The 19,567-nt window shown below is 71.3% G+C and carries 15 protein-coding genes, 1 rRNA gene, 1 pseudogene and 1 riboswitch; of the genes and pseudogenes, 10 read left to right on the top strand and 7 right to left on the bottom strand.

Annotated features, from left to right (window positions below):
- The first annotated feature begins 8 nt into the window (after positions 1 to 8).
- The 3 genes from ACZ3YL_RS00085 to ACZ3YL_RS00075 all read left to right on the top strand — a co-directional run bounded on the left by ACZ3YL_RS00085 (position 9) and on the right by ACZ3YL_RS00075 (position 3,760).
- Positions 9 to 926: a sugar ABC transporter permease gene (locus tag ACZ3YL_RS00085; protein WP_188305703.1), complete on the top strand. Its 918-nt coding sequence runs from the start codon at positions 9 to 11 to the stop codon at positions 924 to 926.
- 73 nt (positions 927 to 999) lie between these two features.
- A complete protein-coding gene (locus ACZ3YL_RS00080; protein ID WP_188305704.1) occupies positions 1,000 to 2,715 on the top strand; it encodes a glycoside hydrolase family 13 protein in 1,716 nt (571 codons plus the stop codon).
- A 25-nt stretch (positions 2,716 to 2,740) separates the two neighbouring features.
- Positions 2,741 to 3,760, top strand: coding sequence for a LacI family DNA-binding transcriptional regulator (locus tag ACZ3YL_RS00075; protein ID WP_188305705.1), 1,020 nt, complete (start codon positions 2,741 to 2,743; stop codon positions 3,758 to 3,760).
- A 414-nt stretch (positions 3,761 to 4,174) separates the two neighbouring features.
- Here ACZ3YL_RS00075 and ACZ3YL_RS00070 read toward each other — a convergent pair whose 3' ends face one another.
- Together ACZ3YL_RS00070 and ACZ3YL_RS00065 are read right to left on the bottom strand one after the other, a co-directional pair.
- Positions 4,175 to 5,512, bottom strand: coding sequence for a transglycosylase family protein (locus tag ACZ3YL_RS00070; protein WP_465654216.1), 1,338 nt, complete (start codon positions 5,510 to 5,512; stop codon positions 4,175 to 4,177).
- A gap of 7 nt (positions 5,513 to 5,519) precedes the next feature.
- Positions 5,520 to 5,682: riboswitch (cyclic di-AMP (ydaO/yuaA leader) on the bottom strand.
- A gap of 494 nt (positions 5,683 to 6,176) precedes the next feature.
- The gene (locus ACZ3YL_RS00065) at positions 6,177 to 7,124 is read right to left on the bottom strand and encodes a sirohydrochlorin chelatase family protein (protein WP_223242473.1); all 948 of its coding nucleotides are present in this window, start codon (positions 7,122 to 7,124) and stop codon (positions 6,177 to 6,179) included.
- A gap of 555 nt (positions 7,125 to 7,679) precedes the next feature.
- Between ACZ3YL_RS00065 and ACZ3YL_RS00060 the strand changes: the two genes are divergently transcribed.
- A complete protein-coding gene (locus ACZ3YL_RS00060) occupies positions 7,680 to 7,943 on the top strand; it encodes a DUF397 domain-containing protein (protein ID WP_188305707.1) in 264 nt (87 codons plus the stop codon).
- Between the two features lie 446 nt (positions 7,944 to 8,389).
- Here ACZ3YL_RS00060 and ACZ3YL_RS00055 read toward each other — a convergent pair.
- Positions 8,390 to 8,860 (bottom strand): annotated as a pseudogene (locus ACZ3YL_RS00055) (ATP-binding protein); the annotation flags it as partial.
- 418 nt (positions 8,861 to 9,278) lie between these two features.
- Between ACZ3YL_RS00055 and ACZ3YL_RS00050 the strand changes: the two are divergent.
- The gene (locus ACZ3YL_RS00050) at positions 9,279 to 10,145 is read left to right on the top strand and encodes a helix-turn-helix domain-containing protein (RefSeq protein WP_188305708.1); all 867 of its coding nucleotides are present in this window, start codon (positions 9,279 to 9,281) and stop codon (positions 10,143 to 10,145) included.
- Between the two features lie 93 nt (positions 10,146 to 10,238).
- Here ACZ3YL_RS00050 and ACZ3YL_RS00045 read toward each other — a convergent pair whose 3' ends face one another.
- Both ACZ3YL_RS00045 and ACZ3YL_RS00040 read right to left on the bottom strand, forming a co-directional pair.
- Positions 10,239 to 10,844, bottom strand: coding sequence for a TetR/AcrR family transcriptional regulator (locus ACZ3YL_RS00045; protein WP_465654212.1), 606 nt, complete (start codon positions 10,842 to 10,844; stop codon positions 10,239 to 10,241).
- 227 nt (positions 10,845 to 11,071) lie between these two features.
- Positions 11,072 to 12,586, bottom strand: a complete 1,515-nt coding sequence (locus ACZ3YL_RS00040; RefSeq protein WP_465654210.1) for an MFS transporter — start codon at positions 12,584 to 12,586, stop codon at positions 11,072 to 11,074.
- An 87-nt stretch (positions 12,587 to 12,673) separates the two neighbouring features.
- On the opposite strand from ACZ3YL_RS00040, the gene ACZ3YL_RS00035 reads away from it, so the two are divergent.
- Entirely contained in the window at positions 12,674 to 13,120 is a 447-nt protein-coding gene (locus ACZ3YL_RS00035) for a MarR family winged helix-turn-helix transcriptional regulator (protein WP_465654208.1), read from the top strand.
- Between the two features lie 40 nt (positions 13,121 to 13,160).
- Here ACZ3YL_RS00035 and ACZ3YL_RS00030 read toward each other — a convergent pair whose 3' ends face one another.
- Positions 13,161 to 14,108, bottom strand: coding sequence for a M56 family metallopeptidase (locus tag ACZ3YL_RS00030; protein ID WP_188305712.1), 948 nt, complete (start codon positions 14,106 to 14,108; stop codon positions 13,161 to 13,163).
- Positions 14,109 to 14,310: 202 nt separating this feature from the next.
- Positions 14,311 to 14,874, bottom strand: a complete 564-nt coding sequence (locus tag ACZ3YL_RS00025) for a DUF5134 domain-containing protein (protein WP_465654205.1) — start codon at positions 14,872 to 14,874, stop codon at positions 14,311 to 14,313.
- 847 nt (positions 14,875 to 15,721) lie between these two features.
- On the opposite strand from ACZ3YL_RS00025, the gene ACZ3YL_RS00020 reads away from it, so the two are divergent.
- The 4 genes from ACZ3YL_RS00020 to ACZ3YL_RS00005 form a co-directional block, all read left to right on the top strand.
- Positions 15,722 to 17,122 (top strand): DUF6421 family protein, encoded by a 1,401-nt coding sequence (locus ACZ3YL_RS00020; protein ID WP_465654203.1) that lies wholly within the window; start codon positions 15,722 to 15,724, stop codon positions 17,120 to 17,122.
- Entirely contained in the window at positions 17,119 to 17,877 is a 759-nt protein-coding gene (locus tag ACZ3YL_RS00015; RefSeq protein WP_188305715.1) for an SDR family NAD(P)-dependent oxidoreductase, read from the top strand. The genes ACZ3YL_RS00020 and ACZ3YL_RS00015 overlap by 4 nt, the downstream gene beginning before the upstream one ends.
- Positions 17,874 to 18,950, top strand: coding sequence for a threonine aldolase family protein (locus tag ACZ3YL_RS00010; protein ID WP_188305723.1), 1,077 nt, complete (start codon positions 17,874 to 17,876; stop codon positions 18,948 to 18,950). Before ACZ3YL_RS00015 ends, ACZ3YL_RS00010 begins: the two co-directional genes overlap by 4 nt.
- A 445-nt stretch (positions 18,951 to 19,395) precedes the next feature.
- Positions 19,396 to 19,567, top strand: a 16S ribosomal RNA gene (locus ACZ3YL_RS00005); the annotation flags it as partial.

Below are 19,567 nucleotides of genomic sequence, written 5' to 3'. Positions count from 1 at the left end.
TAACCCCGATGAGCACCACCACCGAACGTCCCGCCGAACGCCCCGCTCCCACGGCGACCGCGGCCCGGCCCGCGCGGCCCGTCAAGTTCCGCCCGCGCGGCGAGAGCAGCCCGCTGTCCAAGGCGCTGTCCCACGGCGTCCTGATCGTGGCCAGCCTGATCGCGCTGTTCCCGATCGGGTGGATCCTCTTCGTCTCGCTCGGGCCGGACAAGAACGACTACCTCCACCCCGGCGAGATCTTCGGCAAGCTCACGCTGTCCAACTACCAGCACGTGCTGGGCGACACCGACTTCTTCACCTGGTTCGGCAACTCCCTGCTGGTGGCCGGCGTGACCACCGTGTTCGGCGTGCTGCTCGCCGCCACCGCCGGCTACGCCGTCTCCCGGATGAAGTTCCCCGGGCACAAGCCGCTGATGTGGTCGCTGCTGGTCACCCAGATGTTCCCGATCGCGGTGCTGATCGTGCCGATGTACACGATGCTCTCCGCGCTCGACCTGCTGGACAGCTACGCCGGCCTGATCCTGGTCTACTCCACCACCACCGTGCCGTACTGCGCCTGGCTGATGAAGGGCTACTTCGACACCATCCCGGTGGAGATCGACGAGGCCGGCCGGGTCGACGGGCTCAGCCCGTTCGGCACCTTCTGGCGGCTGGTGCTGCCGCTCGCCCGGCCGGGCCTGGCGGTGGCCGCGTTCTACTCCTTCCTGACCTACTGGGCCGAGGTGCCGTTCGCCTCCACCTTCATGCTCAGCTCCGACAAGTACACGCTGGCCGTCGGCCTGCAGAGCTTCGTCAGCGAGCACGACGCCCAGTGGAACCTGATGGCCGCCACCGCCGTGCTGATCGCCATCCCGTCCGCGGCCTTCTTCTACCTGGTGCAGCGCCACCTGGTCACCGGACTGACCGCCGGCGCCTCCAAGTCCTGACGCCCCCGCACGTCTCAGCGCTTCCCGACGACCAAGCGCTCCCCGCTCCTCTAGTCCCCAAGGGATACCGTCCATGACCCAGAACCTGGCCGACACCTCCCGGCCCGCCGCCGACACCGCGCACGAGGCGGCCTCCCCGGCTCCCGTGACCGGCGGCGCGTCCAGAGACTGGTGGCGGGACGCGGTCATCTACCAGGTGTACCCGCGCAGTTTCGCCGACTCCAACGGGGACGGCATGGGCGACCTGCCCGGCATCCGCAGCCGCCTGCCGTACCTGCGGGACCTCGGCGTGGACGCCGTCTGGCTCTCCCCGTTCTACGCCTCACCGCAGGCCGACGCCGGCTACGACGTCGCCGACTACCGCGCGGTGGACCCGATGTTCGGCACCCTGCTGGACGCCGACGCGCTGATCCGCGACGCCCACCAGCTGGGGCTGCGGATCATCGTCGACCTCGTCCCCAACCACTCCTCGGACCAGCACGAGTGGTTCCAGCGCGCCCTGCGCGAGGGCCCCGGCTCCCCGCTGCGCGACCGCTACCACTTCCGCCCCGGCAAGGGCGAGGACGGCGAACTGCCGCCCAACGACTGGGAGTCCATCTTCGGCGGCCCGGCCTGGACCCGCAGCGAGAACCCGGACGGCACCCCCGGCGACTGGTACCTGCACCTGTTCGCCCCCGAGCAGCCCGACTTCAACTGGGAGAACCAGGCCGTCGCCGACGAGTTCCGCTCGATCCTGCGCTTCTGGCTGGACATGGGCGTGGACGGCTTCCGCATCGACGTCGCCCACGGTCTGGTCAAGGCCCCCGGCCTGCCCGACCTCGGCGGCGCCGACCAGCTCAAGCTGCTCGGCAACGACGTCATGCCGTTCTTCGACCAGGACGGCGTGCACGAGATCTACCGCAGCTGGCGCCGGATCCTCGACGAGTACCCGGGCCAGCGGATCGGCGTCGCCGAGGCCTGGACCCCGACCGTCCAGCGCACCGCCAACTACGTCCGCCCCGACGAACTGCACCAGGCCTTCAACTTCCAGTACCTGGGCACCGATTGGGACGCCGCCGCGCTGCGCGAGGTGATCGACCTCTCGCTCGACTCGATGCGTCCGGTCGACGCGCCCACCACCTGGGTGCTGTCCAACCACGACGTCACCCGGCACGCCACCCGGTTCGCCAACGAGCCCGGCCTCGGCACCCAGATCCGCACCCCCGGCGACCGCGCGCTCGGCCTGCGACGGGCCCGCGCCGCCACCCTGCTGATGCTCGCGCTGCCCGGCTCCGCGTACGTCTACCAGGGCGAGGAACTCGGCCTGCCGGACGTCACCGACCTGCCCGACGAGGTCCGCCAGGACCCGTCCTTCTTCCGCCAGGCCGGCCAGGACGGCTACCGCGACGGCTGCCGGGTCCCGATCCCGTGGTCCGGCGCCGAGGCCCCGTACGGCTTCGGACCGGTCGCGGGCGGGCCGTCCTGGCTGCCGCAGCCGGCCGAGTGGGCCGAACTGAGCGTCGAGGCGCAGACCGGCGACCCGACCTCCACCCTGGAGCTCTACCGCAGCGCGCTCGCCGTCCGACGGGCCCAGCCCGACCTCGGCGCCGGCACCGAGGTCGAGTGGCTGGACGGCCCCGAGGGCACCCTCGCCTTCCGGCGCGGCTCCTTCGTCTGCACGGTGAACACCACCGGCGCACCGGTGCGCATCCCCGCACCGGGCCGGCTGCTGCTGGCCTCGGCCGAACTCGTGGTGGACGGCGGCGAGACGGTGCTCGCTCCGGACGCCACCGGCTGGTGGGCGGTCTGACGTGGTTGCAATAGGCTCTGGGACCGTGACTACGGCGCGACTCTCAGACATCGCGGCGCAGGCGGGGGTCAGCGAAGCCACCGTCTCCCGCGTGCTCAACGGCAAGGCGAACGTCTCCGCCGCCACCAGGCAGACCGTCCTGGCGGCGCTCGACGTGCTCGGCTACGAGCGGCCGACCCGGCTGCGCCAGCGCAGCGCCGGGCTGATCGGGCTGATCACACCGGAGTTGAGCAACCCGATCTTCCCCGCGCTGGCGCAGGTGATCGAGCAGGTGCTCAGCCGGCACGGGTACACGCCGGTGCTGTGCACCCAGACCCCGGGCGGCTCCACCGAGGACGAACTGGTCGAGATGCTGGTGGACCGGGGAGTGGCGGGCATCGTCTTCGTCTCCGGACTGCACGCCGACTCCACGGCCGACCACGACCGCTACGCCCGACTGTCCGGGCGCGGGGTGCCGTTCGTGCTGATCAACGGCTACAGCGAGAAGATCGACGCGCCGTTCATCTCGCCGGACGACCGCTCCGCGATGTGGATGGCCGTCCAGCACCTGGCTGAACTCGGGCACGAGCGGATCGGCCTGGCGGTCGGGCAGCGGCGGTACGTGCCGGTGCTGCGCAAGATCGAGGGCTTCACGGCCGCGATGCGCGAGCTGCTCGGGCACAGCCAGGAGCAGGCCGAGGGCCTCGTCCACCACACGCTGTTCAGCGTGGAGGGCGGCCACGCGGCGGCCGGCGCGCTGCTCGACAAGGGCTGCACGGCGATCGTCTGCGGGAGCGACATGATGGCGCTCGGGGCGATCCGGGCGGTGCGCCAGCGCGGGCTGTCGGTGCCGCAGGACGTGTCGGTGGTCGGTTTCGACGACTCGCCGCTGATCGCCTTCACCGAACCGCCGTTGACCACGATCCGGCAGCCGGTCGAGGCGATGGCGACGGCCGCGGTGGACGCCCTGCTGGAGGAGGTCGGCGGGAACGCCGCCCAGCGCGGGGAGTTCATGTTCCAGCCGGAGCTGGTGATGCGGGGCTCGACGGGGGCCCGCGGGCGCTGAGGCCGATGGGCCGGCTTCGTGCGCCGAGGCCGGTGGGCGGTGCCAACTGACGGGCCCCGGAGGGCGGTTGCTCTCCGGGGCCCGTCGGCGTGCCGGTGCGGCCGTCTCGACCGGTCGGCCCGTCCGCTCAGCACTCCTGGACGGCCGGGCGGTCGGCGCCGACCCGCTGCCCGTCGGCCGTACCGGAGAGCAGCATCGCGTCGATCGCGAGGTTCGCGTCGAGCGTGACGGCGACCTGGGCCATGGTGCCTCCTCCTCGGGTGCAGAGCAGCAGCATGCCCCGCGGGCCGGAGTCTGACCATGCGGACGTCGACCTCGCGGATACGCCGAAGCCCCGGGGGAGCGACCAGACTCTCCCGGGGCGGTCGGCTAACGACCGTCAGCCGTCAGGGGTGCGCGGTGAGCGCGGTGTCCTCAGACCCGGCCGGCGAAGTCCGGGGCCCAGTTGGCGATGGTCTGGAGGCGGACGCCCGAGCTCGGGTTGGCGGCCTCGACGTACTGGCCGCCGCCGATGTAGATGGCGACGTGGTAGACGCCGGAGTCCTGGCCGTTGTTCGACCAGAACAGCAGGTCGCCCGGCTGCAGGCTGTCCAGCGAGACGTGGGTGCTGGCGGCGGCCTGGTCGGCGGCGACACGCGGGATGTTGATGCCCGCGGCGCGCAGCGCGGCCTGGGTCAGGCCGGAGCAGTCCCAGCCGCCGTTGCCGGTGCCGCCGTAGACGTACGCCTGGCCGACCTTCGACTGGGCGAAGGAGACCGCGGCGGCCATGCTGCCGGTGGCGGCCTGGGCCGGGGCCGGGGTCTGCGCCTGGGCGGCCGGCTTCGCGGCGGGCTTGGACGCCGGCTTCGAGGCGGTGGACTTGTCCTGGGCCATCGGCTTGGCGTTCACGGCACCGCCGTTCGAGGCCTGGCCGGACTTCTGCGAGCGGTCGAACCAGGTGAAGTCCGAGCCGGACTTGGTGGCGGTGGAGGACTGGTCGGCCTGGGCCGCGCCGCCGTCACCGAAGGTCAGCTGCTCGCCCGGGTAGATGGTGTCCGGGCCCTCGGTCAGGGTGCCGCGGTTGAGCTCGTAGAGCCGCTGCCAGCCGCCCTGGACGTTGTGCTTGTCGGCGATCGAGGACAGCCAGTCGCCGTCGACGACGGTGTAGCCGCCGCCCTGGGCCTGCGCCTGACGCTGCTGCGCCCAGCCGCCGTTGGCGGAGGCGGCCGAGTCGGTGGCGGCGGAGGACGCGGCGGCGGAGTCACTGGAGGCCTGCGCCTGGTCCTGGGCGGGCGCCGCCGGCTTGGCGGGCTTCGCGGCCTGGGCCGGCTTGGTGGCGGGCTTGGCGGTGGCCTTGGCGGTGGTGGAGCCGGCCGAGGTGTCGACGGTCGCCGGGGCGCCGCCCTTGGTCAGACCGGCCTGGACGGAGCAGACCGGCCAGGCGCCGGGGCCCTGCGAGGCGAGGACCTTCTCGGCGATGGCGATCTGCTGGTCCTTGGTGGCCTGGTTGGCCTGCGGTGCGTACGCGGTACCGCCGAAGGCGGCCCAGGTGCTGGAGGTGAACTGCAGGCCGCCGTAGAAGCCGTTGCCGGTGTTGATGCTCCAGTTGCCGGTGCTCTCGCACTGGGCGACCTTGTCCCAGGTGGCGACTGAGGCGGCGTTGGCGGTGCCGGTGGTGAGGCAGGGGACGGTGAGGCCGACGCCGGCGACGCCGAGGGCGGCGATCACGCGACGGGTGCGGCTGGACAGGCGGTTGCCGTTGGAAGGCAGCATGAAGACGCGGTCCTCTCCCACGCCTGCGAGGTGAGCTGTCGGATTCGGGCTGGAGTTGCCCGGCCGCGCTGTGGGCGCGGCTTCACCCCTAGCCCTGGACCGTTCCGGAAAACGGTTCAAGGCGACTTACCTGTGGTTCCCCCGCTCCTGCCGTGATGCGTTTTCGCGCTGCCAGGACATCCGACGGCAGGACTCGGCGTCGCGGATGAACTGGGTCCGTGTGGTCACGAACGGGGAGCACGTTAAGCAGACTTAAGTTAAAACCGCAAATACCTGTGATGCGCATCACGGTTTAGCGAGAAACGCCAAATGGTTCGTAATTCATGATCGCAAATGATCGTTTTCTCGCAATTTCACGATGGATTCCCATAACTGGCTCCGCCTCAGGAATGAAGTGACGGAGCGTTGAAGCGCCATGGGCCGCGCTCGCGAGTCGGGGGAGCTCCAGTGAATCGAGCGCGGGACAACGCGCCGACTATTCATCGACAAATGACACCAGAACGGACATTGCGTCGCATTGACCGCTTAACTCTCCTGCGGGGCAATCCGAACACGTCGAAAGGGCCCGGAACGCAGGTGTTCCGGGCCCTTCGGTGGTGCGGGTGCCACGACGCTCGGTCGCGGGCGCTCCGGCGGGCATCCGCCGGAGCTCAGGAGGTGTCCGTCAGCCCTCCACGGGCCCTTCGCCGGCCGCGTGGGCGCGGCGGGAGCCTTCCCCGGCTCCGGCGGTGGCGGCGGCCTCCTCGGCCTCGGCCAGCTCCTCCGCCGTCGGCGTCGGCAGTGCGGCCAGGTAGGTGGAGGCGATCAGCTGGCCGACCGTCGGGTACGCACCCAGCGGTGCCGCCGACGGGCAGCCGGTCTCCTCGGCGGCCGTGGCGAGCAGCTCGGAGTCCGCCTCCGGGCCGATCACGAGCGGGGCCAGCGCGGGGCGCTGGGAGCCGGTCTCCTTCAGGTGGTTGACGGCGGCGGCGACCGAGCCGGGCACGTCGAGCGCCGCGGAGACGACCGGGACGGCCAGTCGGGCGGCCAGCAGCACACCGGTGATCCCGGCCGCGGCGGCCGCGTCCTCGCCGCCGACGGTGGTCAGGACCACGCCGTCCGCGGCGGTCGCGATGGCGAACAGCCGGGCCCGGTCGGCCCGGGCCAGCCCGGCCTCGGACAGCCGTACGTGGACGGCCTCGGCGAGCAGCGGGTGCGGGCCCAGCGCGGAGGTGACGGTCGCTCCGTACTCCGCGGCGAGGGCGTGAAGCCCGGTCAGGAAGTCGTGCGGGCCGGGCACCAGGGGCACCACGACGGGCATCGGCAGTCCGGCCTCGGCGGCCGCCGCCAGTAGGTCCGCGACGGTGTACTCCTCCGTGCCCCCGGCCGCGGTGCCATCGGTCGGCAGGTAGCCGACCGCGGCCTGGACGCCGGTGTGCTCACTGCGGACGATCGAGAGCAGTTCCTCGACGACCGAGCGGGACTCGGGCCCCGGGGTCGCGGGTACGGCGAGCACCAGGGCCGGCGAGCCGGTGCGGATCTCGGGGCGCTCGGGGCGGCGGTGGCGCCCCCGCGCACGGGAGCCTGGAGTGCGGACGGGCAGTGGCGCGCCCGGGATGGCTGCGGTGCTCATGCCGGAGATCGTAGGACATCTGCCCGTCAGGCCTGCAGTCGGCTGCCGTACGGGTTTCGGGTGGTCGTGGTGCGGAGGCCGTGTTCCTGCCGCGCCGGTCCGGGTGTATTGCCTACAATCCGGACATTCCTCACCCAATCCCCGTTCGGACTCACACGGTTGCCCTGACGTGTGCCGTGGGGCGTCCCGTTGCACGAGAGGTGCGTGAGATGTCTCACAGCCGGAGGGTGGACTGACGGAGGGTCACGGCAGCGCGACTCCCGGCATTCGAAGATCAACATTCAGCGGGGAACCGCTCACGGCCGGTTATGGAAGAACCGTCGATTCCATCGGCTATGTCCGTTTACGTACCGTCAGGGGAAGGGTCCGTGAAGAGTTCGCGGCGACCGGTAAAAGGCCTCGTGCACCTGCAATGTCCCGTGCTGATGCACGTGCACTGGGGCTATCATCGCGTCAAGTGAGGCGTTGTGCCGGACCGGTACGGGGCCGGTCCGTTCGGCGGGTGCCGGGGGCGCCGCGCTGGACGACAACTCCGGAGCTCTTCGGGAGACTTCTATGCACGACTCGCAGGACACGCACGGCTCGAACCACACCTACAACGGGATGGCCGCCGCTGACCTCAAGGGGGTGGTCTGGCAGAAGAGCCGGCACAGCAACTCGCAGGGGAACTGCGTCGAGTTCGCGGCCCTGCCGGGCGGCGACGTGGCGATGCGCAACTCGCGCTTCCCGGACGGTCCGGCGCTCATCTACACCCGGGCCGAGATCGAGGCGCTGCTCCTGGGCGCCAAGGACGGGGAGTTCGACCACCTGGCGGTCTGACCGGCCGCCGGGCCACCATCGGGGGGCCGTCGTGGGTGCTGACACCACGACGGCCTTTGTCTTTGTCCGGTGGCCCTGCCCGGGTTCGGGCGGTCCCGTGACGGACCGTGCGGACCGTGCGGGCTGTGGTGCGGGCCGCGCGGGCCCGGGGCGTCTGAGGCGGGGCGCCGGTACCGCTGCCGGCGCGGGTGTGGGTGCCGGTGCCGAAGCCGTGGGCCGGTCCGGGGCGGACCCCGGCCGATCCGGCGCGGGGCCTGGCTGAAGGGCCCGGGGCCTGGTCCTCCCGGGTCGTCCCTCGGCCGGCCGTGCGCCGTGCGGCGCTAGGCCGAGCGCCGGTGCCGTCCACCGACGTCGACCCGTCCCTCGAGCGCGCGACCGTCGAGTCCGCTGCCGTCGAGCCTGCCGCCGCCCAGCCCGCTGCCGTCGAGTCCGCCGCGAGCCGGTTCGGCCTCGAACATGGCCCAGACCACCTTGCCGCTGCCCAGCGGGTGCCAGCCCCAGGAACGGCTGAACGACTCCACCAGGTGCAGTCCGCGGCCGGATTCGGCGACGAAGTCCGCCTCCCGGGCCACCGGGCCGATGCTGCTGGGATCGCTCACCGCGCAGACCACTTGGGGTGCGCGGTGCACCAGGCTTATTCGGATCGGCAGCCGCCCGTCCGGGGTCGGCTGTGTGGGAAAGTCGTACTCGCCCAGGGCGCCGCCCGACGGGTCGGGCCGTGCGCCGATCGCATGCCGGAGCGCGTTGGTCACGAGTTCCGAGGCCACCAGCGCGACATCGTCGAACAGCTCCATCAGGCCCCAGCGCTGGAGAGCGGTCCGGGCGAAGTCGCGCGCGGTTCTCACGGCTTCGAAGCGAGGAGCGAGCGTGCAGGTGACCACGTGGGGGTCAACTGCCAAAGCCGTACCGGTGCTCATGAAGAGCTCCTCCCATAAGGGGGCGGACACGGCTGGACCCGCCGGGGTCATGCCGGTCACCTCCGACTCGCTCGGCCGCTCGGGCGCCCCTTCGACCAGGCGCGCGCGCACTCGAACGCCCGATGGCGCGGGGGACGCCGCCGGGTCGGTGCACGGAGTCGCGCGTGGGGTCGACGCGGAGCCCGCGGGATTGCCAGGGATGTGCAGGTGCACGTGCACCATGGTGGTGTGCGCTCACTGCAGATGCAAGAGTCGATTCACGTGCAGTCGCACTATTGGCATATGCAAGCGCCGGATGCACGTGCATCCTGGTGTGCGGAGTGTGGAACTGATAGGAACATCCGTCAGTATCGGCACCGTGAGCGCTCAACTGATGGCAGACTGTGCGCTGTTTGCCCTAGGTGGAGGTTTCGACCGCATGACCACAGTTCAGCCGGGCGGCGGCTCGATGGTCCGCCGGATCCTCCTCGGCTCGCAGCTGCGACGCCTGCGTGAGGCGCGCGGCATCACCCGTGAGGACGCGGGCTACGCGATCCGTGCGTCCGAGTCCAAGATCAGTCGCATGGAGCTCGGCCGGGTCAGTTTCAAGGAGCGGGACGTCGCCGACCTGCTCAGTCTCTACGGCGTCGACGACGGCCTGGAGCGGGAGGCCCTGCTCGGGCTGGTCCGCGAGGCCAACAAGTCCGGCTGGTGGCACAGCTTCAACGACGTGCTGCCGGGGTGGTTCCAGACCTATGTCGGACTGGAGGAGGCCGCCCAGCTGATCCGCACCTACGAGGTGCAGTTCATCCCCGGACTGCTGCAGTCCGAGGAGTACGCACGGGCGGTTTTCGGCCAGAGTCGGCCGGTCATCAGCGAGGAGGAGGTCGAGCGGCGGGTCAGTCTCCGCCTGCGCCGCCAGAAGCTGCTGACCGAGGGGGCCAGCCCGCGGCTGTGGGCGGTGATCGACGAGGCGGCGCTGCGCCGGCCGGTCGGCGGGCCCAAGGTGATGCGCGGTCAGGTGCAGTACCTGATCGACGTCGCCGAGCAGGCCAACGTGGTCATCCAGGTCATGCCGTTCCGCTTCGGCGCGCACGCGGGCGAGTCCGGGGCGTTCTCGATCCTGCGCTTCCCGGAGCAGGACCTCGCGGACGTCGTCTACCTGGAGCAGCTCACCAGTGCGCTGTACCTGGACAAGCGGGACGACGTCGACGCGTACGTCCAGGTCATGGAGCGGCTCTGCGTGGACAGTCTCACGCCGGAGCGCACGATAGACCTGCTGTCCTCGATCCTGAAGGAGCGCTGAGCAACTCCCGGGCGGAGCCGGGGAGATCGTCCCCTCGGCCCCGTTCGGGAGCCGCTCCGCCGGTCGTCGAGCCGCTCGGCCGCCGTCCCGCCGTCAGCCGCGGGCCGGCGGCCGTTCGCGTTCCGGCGGCAGCGGCTGGGGCGGACGGCCCAACTCCCAGGCCAGGTCGTAGCGGCGGAACAGGTCGGCCCGGATCGGCGCCAGCGGGATCTCGGCGCCCGGCAGCAGGACCCCGATGCAGCCGCCCATCAACGCGCTGCGCAGTACCGCGTGTTCGGCGACCGGGTCCGGCGCGCCCCAGCCCTCGAGCAGGTTCTTCAGGAGCGCGCCGAGCTGCTGCTGCTCCGGATCCTGGACGAAGGCGCCGGTGTCGGGGTCGAGGATCAGCGCGAGGTGCGAGCGCATCACCCGGGGGTGGTCCATGGCCAGGCTGAGGACGGCGTCGATCGCGCGGGCCAGCCGGGCCTCGGGGGAGGCGTCCGGTGGCAGTTCGGCCAGCGCGCCGGACAGCGCCTGGTGCATCATCCGGTGCGTCGCGGACTGCATCAGCAGTCGTTTGCCGTCGAAGTAGTACGAGAGCAGGCCACGGGCGAGTCCGGCCCGTTCGGCGATGTCGGTCAGTGTGGTGCCCGCGTAGCCGCGCTGGTCAACCAGCTCGACGGTGGCTCGCATGATGCGCCGGCGGGAGCGCTGCCGCATCTCCTCATTGACCGAATCCCCGCGAGGTGCCATCGTGTCTGCTCCGAACGTTCGTTGACTCTGGGCCAATATACTTGCGGAGCCGGTCACCGCACCGTGGAACCGTGCCCGACGGGCACGCCCGGGCGGCCGGTACAAAGACGGCCGGCTCCACCAACACGGGGGTTTGGTGGAGCCGGCACCAGTGCCCGGCGGCCGGGGGTCGGCCGTGGGCGGGGGCCAGTGGGTCAGCGCTCGGTCAGGACTCCGGTCCGGGCCACGGACGGCCCGGCAGGCGGATAATCATAATCCGGCACCGACACGGGAGTTGCCTTTCGGCGCCGGTCCACCACGGCGCCCGCCGCGGCCACGACCAGTCCGACCACCGCGACCGCGGTCACCAGGAGCAGCGCCGGCCGGTAGCCGTCCAGCTGGGCCTGGGCACTGTCGCCGCCCGCGCTCCCGGCCGTGATCATCGCGGTCGCCCCGGCCAGCACCACGGCGGTGCCGACCTGGATCGCCGTGTTCACCAGACCCGAGGCCAGCCCCTGCTCCTCGTCGGCCACCCCGTCGGTGGCGGCGATGTTCACCGAGGGGAAGGCCAGCGCGAAGCCCACGCCGAGCAGCAGCATCGAGGGCAGCACCAGCACCAGGTACGAGCTGTGCTCGTCCAGGCGCAGGAACAGGGCGAAGGCGCCGGCCAGGGCCAGCAGGCCGATCGGCAGCAGCCGGCCGGTGCCGAAGCGGTCCACGATCGGGCCCATGAACGGCGCCGACAGGGCGATGAAGGCGCCGGCCGGCAGCAGCCCCAGGGCCATCTGCAGGGCCGACCAGCCGAGCAGGTGCTGCAGGTAGAGCGTGACGACGAACTGGAAGCCGCCGTACGCGCCGGTCATCGCGAAGGCGACCACGTTGGCCCGGGCCACCGAGCCGTTGCGGAAGATGCCGAGCCGGACCAACGGGTGGGCGGCGCGGCTCTCGATCAGCAGGAATGCGGCGGCCAGCGCGGCGACCACGAGCAGCGAGCCGAGGGTGCGCAGGCTCAGCCAGCCGGCGCCCTGGGCCTCGGTGACGGTGAACACCAGCAGCAGCACGGTCGCGGTGCCGGTGATCGCGCCGAGCACGTCATAGCCGCCCTTGGCGGGCTCCTCGACCGGGCGGGGGAGCAGGCGGACGGCGAAGAGCAGGGCGAGCAGCGCGACCGGGACGGGCATCAGGAAGGTCCAGCGCCAGCCGACCGAGGTGAGCAGCCCGCTCAGCACCAGGCCGAGCGAGAAGCCGCTGGCGCCGCAGGTGGTGTAGATCGACAGTGCCCGGTTGCGGGCGGGGCCCTCGGCGAAGGTCGTGGTGATGATCGACAGACCGGCGGGGGCGGTGAAGGCGGCGCTGACGCCCTTGAGGAAGCGGGCGGCGATCAGCAGGCCGCCGTCGTCGACCAGGCCGCCGATCAGCGAGGCGGCGGCGAAGACGCCGAGCGCGACCAGGAAGACCCGGCGGCGGCCGAGCAGGTCGGCGGCGCGCCCGCCGAGCAGCAGCAGTCCGCCGTAGCCGAGCACGTAGCCGGAGACCACCCACTGCAGGGTGGAGGTCGTGAGGTGCAGTTCGGAGCCGATGGAGGGGAGGGCGACGCCCACCATCGAGACGTCCAGGGCGTCCAGGAACATGGCGGCGCAGAGCACGATCAGGGTGCCCCAGAGGCGGGGTGTCCAATTCAGCCCGCTGGTTGACGGAGCGTCGGGTGGCGTGACGGTCGCGGTGGTCATGGGGAGGACAGTACATGCACGTGCATTCAATGCAAATGAATAAGATGTGAACGCATAAATTTACGATGCACGTGCTAGTCTGACGGCGTGGCTGAACTCGACTCCCTCGAAGCCTCGGCGGAGGCCGGTCTCATCGCGGAATGGCGCGAGCTGCTGGCCCGCCACGCCGCTGCCGTCTGTGCGCTCGACCGCGAACTCGGCGAGAAGCACGGGCTGGGCATGAGCGAGTTCGAGGTGCTGGAACGCCTAGTGGAGGGGTGTGAGGCCGAGGGTCGGGCCGCCCTGCGGGCGAGCGAACTGGCCTCCATCGTCCACCTGAGCCAGAGTGCGCTGTCCCGGCTGATCGCCCGCCTGGAGAAGGGTGGACTGGTGACCCGGGAGATGTGCCCGAGTGACCGGCGGGGCATCATGATCACCCTCACCCCGGCCGGCCGGGAGCGCTACGACCAGGCCCGGCTGCTGCACCGCGAGGTGCTCGGGCACACGCTGGGCGGTCGGTTCGCGCCGCTCTGCGGAGAGTCCGACCCCGGCTGACGCTGCGTCAACCTCCTTGTGCGGTATGCCTCGCAGGCGCTCAGAGCAGCGAGTGGATTCCCGGGGCGACGGCCAGCAGGACGGCTGCGGCGGGCGCGGCCAGGGCGACGGCGGTCAGCTGCAGCCGGTGCGGGACGGACAGCCGGGGGCGCCCCGCGAGCAGCCGGTCCACCCGCTTCGGGGACTGTGCCAGGCCGGGCGGACAGGAGCCGAACACCCCACGGTCCAGGTTGAGTTCGGCCAGTGCGAGGGCGGTGGTGTGCCGGCCGTGCCGGCGTGCGGCCCGGTCGTCGGCGGCCAGCTCGACCAGCTCCGCCACCTGGTCCCGGAAGGCCCGGAACACCCCGATGCCGGGAAAGCCGGAGGCGAGGGCCTGGGCGAACTGCTGCAGCCAGTGGTGCCGGGCCCGGACGTGCCCGCGCTCATGGCTCAGCACGGCCGCCAACTCCCGGTCGGTGAGCTGCTGGAGGGCGCCGGTGGTGACCACCAGGCGGGAGTCCGGGCCGGGCAGCGACCAGGCCTCGGGGCGGACGTTCTCCAGCACCACCAGCCGCTCCCGGCGGCTCCGGGCGGTCTCGATCGCCTCGGGCAACTCCGGCGCGCGAGTCGCCAGTTGGGCATGCCGACGGTTGCGCAGAGCCTTGGCCGTCCGGACCTCCCGGGTGAGCGCCAGCACCGTCTGCAACGCGCCCGCTGCCAGGACGGCGGCGCACAGCCGGCCCCAGCCCTCGGCGTCCTGCAGGCCGTACGCGGCCTCTACACCGTGCGGGGCGCCGGCGAACACCCATTCGCGCAGTGCGGGCTCGGCGGCGGAGGCGGCGAGCACCAGGCCCAGGGCGCAGCACAGCAGGACGGACACCACGATGCACTGCCACACCAGCAGCGCCAGCACCGGTTCGCGCTCCACCCAGCGGGCCCTGGCCAGCAGCCGGGGCACCACGGTGGAGAGCAGCAGGCCGAGCAGCAGCAGGCCGATCAGGGCAGTCATCGCATGGGCTCCCCGAGTACGCACGGAACGCGACAACGCGCTCCCCGCCAACCTATGCGCTGTCGACGCCCGGTGGAACGGCTTTCGACCGGCCAGTGACCAACGCCACGCGCGGGTGCGGGCCTTGGCGCGGGGCCTGTCGGGGCTCGTACCCGAGCGTGGCACGAGCGTGGGCGGGGCACGTGCTCGGGCGGGGCGTTGGTCACATGGTCAGGAGCATGGCGAACATGCCGATCCCCATGGTCAGTCGGCAGGCCCGTGGCAGTCCGGTGGTGCCCAGGGCGAGGGTGCCGGCGGGGGTGCGCAGCAGCCGGGCGCCGGCCCAGAGGGAGTAGCCGCCGAAGTACAGCAGCAGGGCGCCGGTCAGCAGTGGTGCGCCGAGCGCGGCGTGGTGGTGCCCGCCGGGGGAGGCGGTCATCACGAGGGCCATGTACGTCATGGTGAGTGCGCCGACGGCGTGGTGCAGCCGGTGGGCCCGGCCGGCCGGGGCGTAAAGGGCGGCGAGCAGGAAGACGGTGGCGGGGAGGCCGAACAGGCAGGCCCAGACGGCGGCCGGGACGGTGGCGCCGGTGACGGCCATCGCCGCCATGCCGAGCCCCATCAGTGCCTCGGCGGCGTCGGACTCCCGGGCGAGCGATGGGTGGGCGCCGCATGCGCCCGGGGCCGTGGTGGCGCAGGGGGAGTGCCGCAGGCGGGTCAGGCAGTAGGCGCCGGCGGTGGCGGTGAGGAGGGCGAGGAGCCAGCTGACCAGGGTGGGTCCGTGCAACGGCGGCCTCCCAGGGGTGGCGGGCGGCGGGACCGCGGGCAGCGAACAACTGACAGCTGACGGATGACAGCTGACAGATTTCGAAAGCTGTCAGCTGTTATCTGTCATCCGTCAGCTGTCCTCTGTCATCCGTTGCTCGTCATGCTTCCGCCGCGGCGACGATCGTGCCGTCCACGATCACCGCTACGCCCCCGGCGCCACCAGGCGCGCACAGGGGCGCACAGTGGTGACCGCCGTTGTGCGATCCACCCCAGCGGGCCCACGCCCCCCGACCGCCGGAATGGTCAGCACGGTGAACACCAGCCCCGCCACCAGGTACGGGCGGTCCGGGGAAGGACGCGGCGTTCCGGGGCCGGGCCGGGCGGGCCGCTTCCCGGCAGGTCACTTCCCCCGGTGGCGGCGCCGGAACACACGCGGCATGGTCGGCGTACGGACCCGCGTCCGCGGCGCCCCGGGCCGGATCAGCGGCAGCCGCCGGTCGCGGCCGGTCCGACCGCCGTGGCCGGGTTGACGACGACGGCGGCGGCAACAGCCGTGCGTGCGGCCGCGGCAGCGACAACAGGCCTGCTGACGGGAGGGCGCCCGGCACGGGCTGTCGTGGCGCTCGGCCCGTGATCACCTCCGGGAACGACGCGGGGAGGTTCGCATCAGTACGGCTCGCCTGTCCGGACATCCAGGACACCGTCCACATCTCGGACACGTGCCGGAGGCCGTACGCTCCGGCGCAGGTTTTGGGGCCGGAGCGGCGATGCGCGAGAGTTTTGTCGGTCCAAGCCCCCTTGAACGGGAGAACCTTTCGTACATATGGTGTCCTCGTTGAAATAACTCCTGCCGAAGTGAGTCCACGATGCAGAATCTTTCGCCAAGGCTCGCTGCGGCGGCCGACGCCCCGGTCTCGACCCTCGCCACCCACCCGGCGTGGCTGCGCCTGAAGGAGACCGTCGAGGCGCTGCGCCCGCTGCAGTCCAAGGACGGTTCGATCGACCTGTCCGCGGTCCAGCGGCACACCGTCGACCCGCTGGTCGCCACCGTCCGGGCCGCCGTAGCGGAGCTCGCCCCGATCTTCCCGCACGACGCCGCCTACCTGGCCGCCGTCGACGTCGACCTCGCCAAGTGGGCCGACACCGGGTACCGGGAGCCCGACTTCCTGGACTCGCTGCTCGCCTTCAACCCCGCCGCCCAGCGCGAGGACGGTCTGGAGCACCTGGTCGTCTTCCCGATGTACACCCAGAACGGCAACCCGGACCGCAACCTGGAAGCCGTCCTGCTGCGCGTGGTGTGGCCCGAGTGGCTGGACGAGCTGGAGCGCACCCGCTTCGACAACCCGATGTTCGTGCCGATCACCTTCACGGACTTCACGGCCGGGTACGACACCAACTCCGCCGTCCTCTTCCCCGAGACGGTCTCCGTGCGCGAGGCGCCGGAACGTTTCACCTGGGGCGGCATCTTCTGCGACCGCGAGGCCGCCCGCTTCCGCGCCGTCTCGACCAGCGCCGTCCAGCAGCTCGGCCTGGAGATCCCGGCCGACGCCGAGGGCCTGCTCCAGGACCAGCAGCGCGCACAGGAGACCTTCGTCCTGTGGGACCTCGTCCACGACCGCACCCACAGCCACGGCGACCTGCCGTTCGACCCCTTCATGATCAAGCAGCGCAGCCCGTTCTGGATGTACGGCCTGGAGGAGCTCCGCTGCGACCTCACCACCTTCAAGGAGGCGGTGAAGCTGGAGGACGAGGGCAACCCGCACGCCCGCGACGTCCAGTACGCGATCCTCTTCGACCGGATGTTCCGCTTCCCGGTCAGCGGTGACCGCGTCCGCAACTACGACGGCCTCGGCGGCCAGCTGCTCTTCGCGTACCTGCACAAGCACGACGCGCTGCGCTGGCGCGACAACCGCCTCACCATCGACTGGGACCTCGCCCCGAAGGTCACCAACGCGCTCTGCGGCGACATCGAGACCCTCTACCGCGACGGCATCGACCGGCCCAAGCCGGCCCACTGGATCGCCGCGTACGAGCTGGTCTCCCGTTACCTCACCCCGCACCCGGCCTCCACCTGGGCGAAGGGTCCCGAGGCCCTCCCGCTCGACATCGCCGACGGCAAGGCCCTGAACAAGGCGCTGTGCGACGCCGTGCTCCCGGACGAGTTCCCGCTGAGCATGTTCTACGAGGCCCTGTCCAAGAAGCTCCGCGGCGTCATCGCCGCCACCGCCGGCATCACCGGCGCCGGTATCCAGGGAGTCGCCGCGTGACCACCAACCCCTCCACCAAGCTGGCCGGCAAGGTCATCGCCGTCGCCGGAGCCAGCGGCCCGGCCGGCCAGGCCGTGATGCGCCGCCTCGCGGCCGAGGGCGCCACCGTGATCGGTGCCGACATCGACCCCCAGCGCCTGGAGTCCGCCCTGGACGCCACCCGCGTCGCGGTGCGCGGGGCGAAGGTGAGCGGCCAGGTGATCGACCTGCTCGACCCGCAGGAGGTCCACGACTGGGCCGACCACCTGGAGGCCGAGCACGGCCACGTCGACGGCCTGTTCCACCTGGTCGGCGGCTGGCGCGGCAGCAAGACCTTCTTCGACAGCCGCCTGGACGACTGGGACTTCCTGCACGACACCGTCGTGCGCACCCTCCAGCACACCTCGCTGGCCTTCCAGCCCGCGCTGGTCCGCAGCCCGGCCGGCCGCTACGCGATGGTCTCCGCCGCCGCGGCGCACAAGCCGACCGCCGGCGGCGCCGCCTACGCGGCCGCCAAGGCCGCCACCGAGGCCTGGACCCTCGCCATGGCCGACTCCTTCAAGAAGGAGACCACCTCCCCGGACGGCGAGCCCACCGCGGCGGCTGCGATCCTGGTCATCAAGGCGCTGGTCAGCCCCGAGATGCGGGCCGAGAAGCCGGAGGCGAAGTTCGCCGGCTTCACCGACACCGCCGACCTCGCCGGACACCTGGCGGACCTCTGGGACCGCCCCGCAGCAGAACTGAACGGACAGCACCTGTGGCTGACAGCCCGATGACCGACCTCACCCGTACGGACGCGGTACGGCGGCACGACCCCGCCGTCCGCGGCTTCGCCAGCGACAACTACGCCGGCGTGCACCCCGAGGTCCTCGCCGCGATCGCCCTCGCCAACGGCGGCCACCAGGTCGCCTACGGCGAGGACGACTACACGGCGCACCTCCAGGACGTCTTCCGTCGCCACTTCGGCGACAAGGCCGAGGCCTACCCCGTCTTCAACGGCACCGGCGCCAACGTGGTCGCCCTCCAGGCGCTGCTGCCGCGCTGGGGAGCCGTGGTCTGCGCCGACACCGCCCACATCCACGTGGACGAGGGCGGTGCCCCGGAGAAGATGGGCGGCATCAAGCTGCACACCATCCCCACCCCGGACGGCAAGCTCACCCCCGAGCTGCTCGACCAGCAGGCCTGGGGCTTCGGCGACGAGCACCGCGCGCAGCCGCTCGCGGTCTCCATCACCCAGAGCACCGAGCTCGGCACCCTCTACACGATCGACGAGATCCGCGCGATCACCGAGCACGCCCACCAGCTCGGCATGCTCGTCCACATGGACGGCTCCCGGCTGGCGAACGCCGCCGCCGCGCTCGGCCGGCCGATGCGGGACTTCACCACCGACGCGGGCGTCGACGTGCTGTCCTACGGCGGCACGAAGAACGGCCTGCTGCTCGGTGAAGTCGTGGTGGTGCTGAACCCGGAGCGGGTGCGCAACATCAAGTACCTGCGCAAGACCTCGATGCAGCTCGCCTCGAAGATGCGCTTCGTCTCCGTCCAGTTCGAGGCACTGCTCTCGGGCGACCTCTATCTGCGCAACGCCGGCCACGCCAATGCGATGGCCAGCCGGCTGGAGGCGGCGGTCCGGAAGATCGACGGCATCGAGGTCGTGCGCCCGGTCCAGGCGAACGCGGTCTTCGCGATCCTCCCGCGCGAGGTGAGCGAGCGACTCCAGAAGCGCTACCGCTTCTACTTCTGGAACGAGCACACCGGCGAGGTGCGCTGGATGTGCGCCTTCGACACCACGGAGGCCGACATCGACGCCTTCGCGGCGGCCATCGCCGAGGAGATGGGCCGCGCCTGACGCGCCCCTGACAGCTGATCGCCTCCGCCCGGAGCCCCGGGCGGAGGCGATTTGCATGTGGCGGGCCGGTCACCGTACAGTTCCGGAGTCGCCGCGGGAGACCGGGGCGACAAAGCGGAAAGTGAATCCGATGAATGAAACTCCGGAAAACGGAGCGGAAAACATCTGATAAGCTGGAAACACGAAAGAACGAAGCGCCCGGAGGGCCCGCTGGAAGGCGGCTCGAAGGAAGTGTCCGTTCCTTGAGAACTCAACAGCGTGCCAAAAGTCAACGCCAGATATGTTGACATCCCCGGCCTCGATCGTCTGATCGGGGTTGGAGATTCCTTTTGAAACAAACACTAGCGAGGACGCAGTGCGCGGGACCGCCCTATTCCGGTGGTTGCCGTGCCGCTCAACGCGAGTGTGGACCTGACGCTTTTAATTAAGCACTGTCGGGTAGACATTCACGGAGAGTTTGATCCTGGCTCAGGACGAACGCTGGCGGCGTGCTTAACACATGCAAGTCGAACGGTGAAGCCCTTCGGGGTGGATCAGTGGCGAACGGGTGAGTAACACGTGGGCAATCTGCCCTGCACTCTGGGACAAGCCCTGGAAACGGGGTCTAATACCGGATA

This window comes from Kitasatospora sp. NPDC023176, assembly GCF_055560495.1.
The sequence above is the reverse complement of the archived record's forward strand: the minus strand, read 5'-3'. Positions and strand labels throughout refer to the sequence as shown.

Bases quoted from the DNA above. Each gene is read 5' to 3' on its own strand.
- ACZ3YL_RS00080 (WP_188305704.1), top strand. From the start codon at position 1,000: ATGACCCAGAACCTGGCCGACACCTCCCGGCCCGCCGCCGACACCGCG.
- ACZ3YL_RS00045 (WP_465654212.1), bottom strand. From the start codon at position 10,844: ATGCGGCAGCGCTCCCGCCGGCGCATCATGCGAGCCACCGTCGAGCTG.
- ACZ3YL_RS00070 (WP_465654216.1), bottom strand. From the start codon at position 5,512: ATGCTGCCTTCCAACGGCAACCGCCTGTCCAGCCGCACCCGTCGCGTG.
- ACZ3YL_RS00065 (WP_223242473.1), bottom strand. From the start codon at position 7,124: ATGAGCACCGCAGCCATCCCGGGCGCGCCACTGCCCGTCCGCACTCCA.
- ACZ3YL_RS00010 (WP_188305723.1), top strand. From the start codon at position 17,874: ATGACCGACCTCACCCGTACGGACGCGGTACGGCGGCACGACCCCGCC.
- ACZ3YL_RS00060 (WP_188305707.1), top strand. From the start codon at position 7,680: ATGCACGACTCGCAGGACACGCACGGCTCGAACCACACCTACAACGGG.
- ACZ3YL_RS00085 (WP_188305703.1), top strand. From the start codon at position 9: ATGAGCACCACCACCGAACGTCCCGCCGAACGCCCCGCTCCCACGGCG.
- ACZ3YL_RS00040 (WP_465654210.1), bottom strand. From the start codon at position 12,586: ATGACCACCGCGACCGTCACGCCACCCGACGCTCCGTCAACCAGCGGG.
- ACZ3YL_RS00050 (WP_188305708.1), top strand. From the start codon at position 9,279: ATGACCACAGTTCAGCCGGGCGGCGGCTCGATGGTCCGCCGGATCCTC.
- ACZ3YL_RS00020 (WP_465654203.1), top strand. From the start codon at position 15,722: ATGCAGAATCTTTCGCCAAGGCTCGCTGCGGCGGCCGACGCCCCGGTC.
- ACZ3YL_RS00030 (WP_188305712.1), bottom strand. From the start codon at position 14,108: ATGACTGCCCTGATCGGCCTGCTGCTGCTCGGCCTGCTGCTCTCCACC.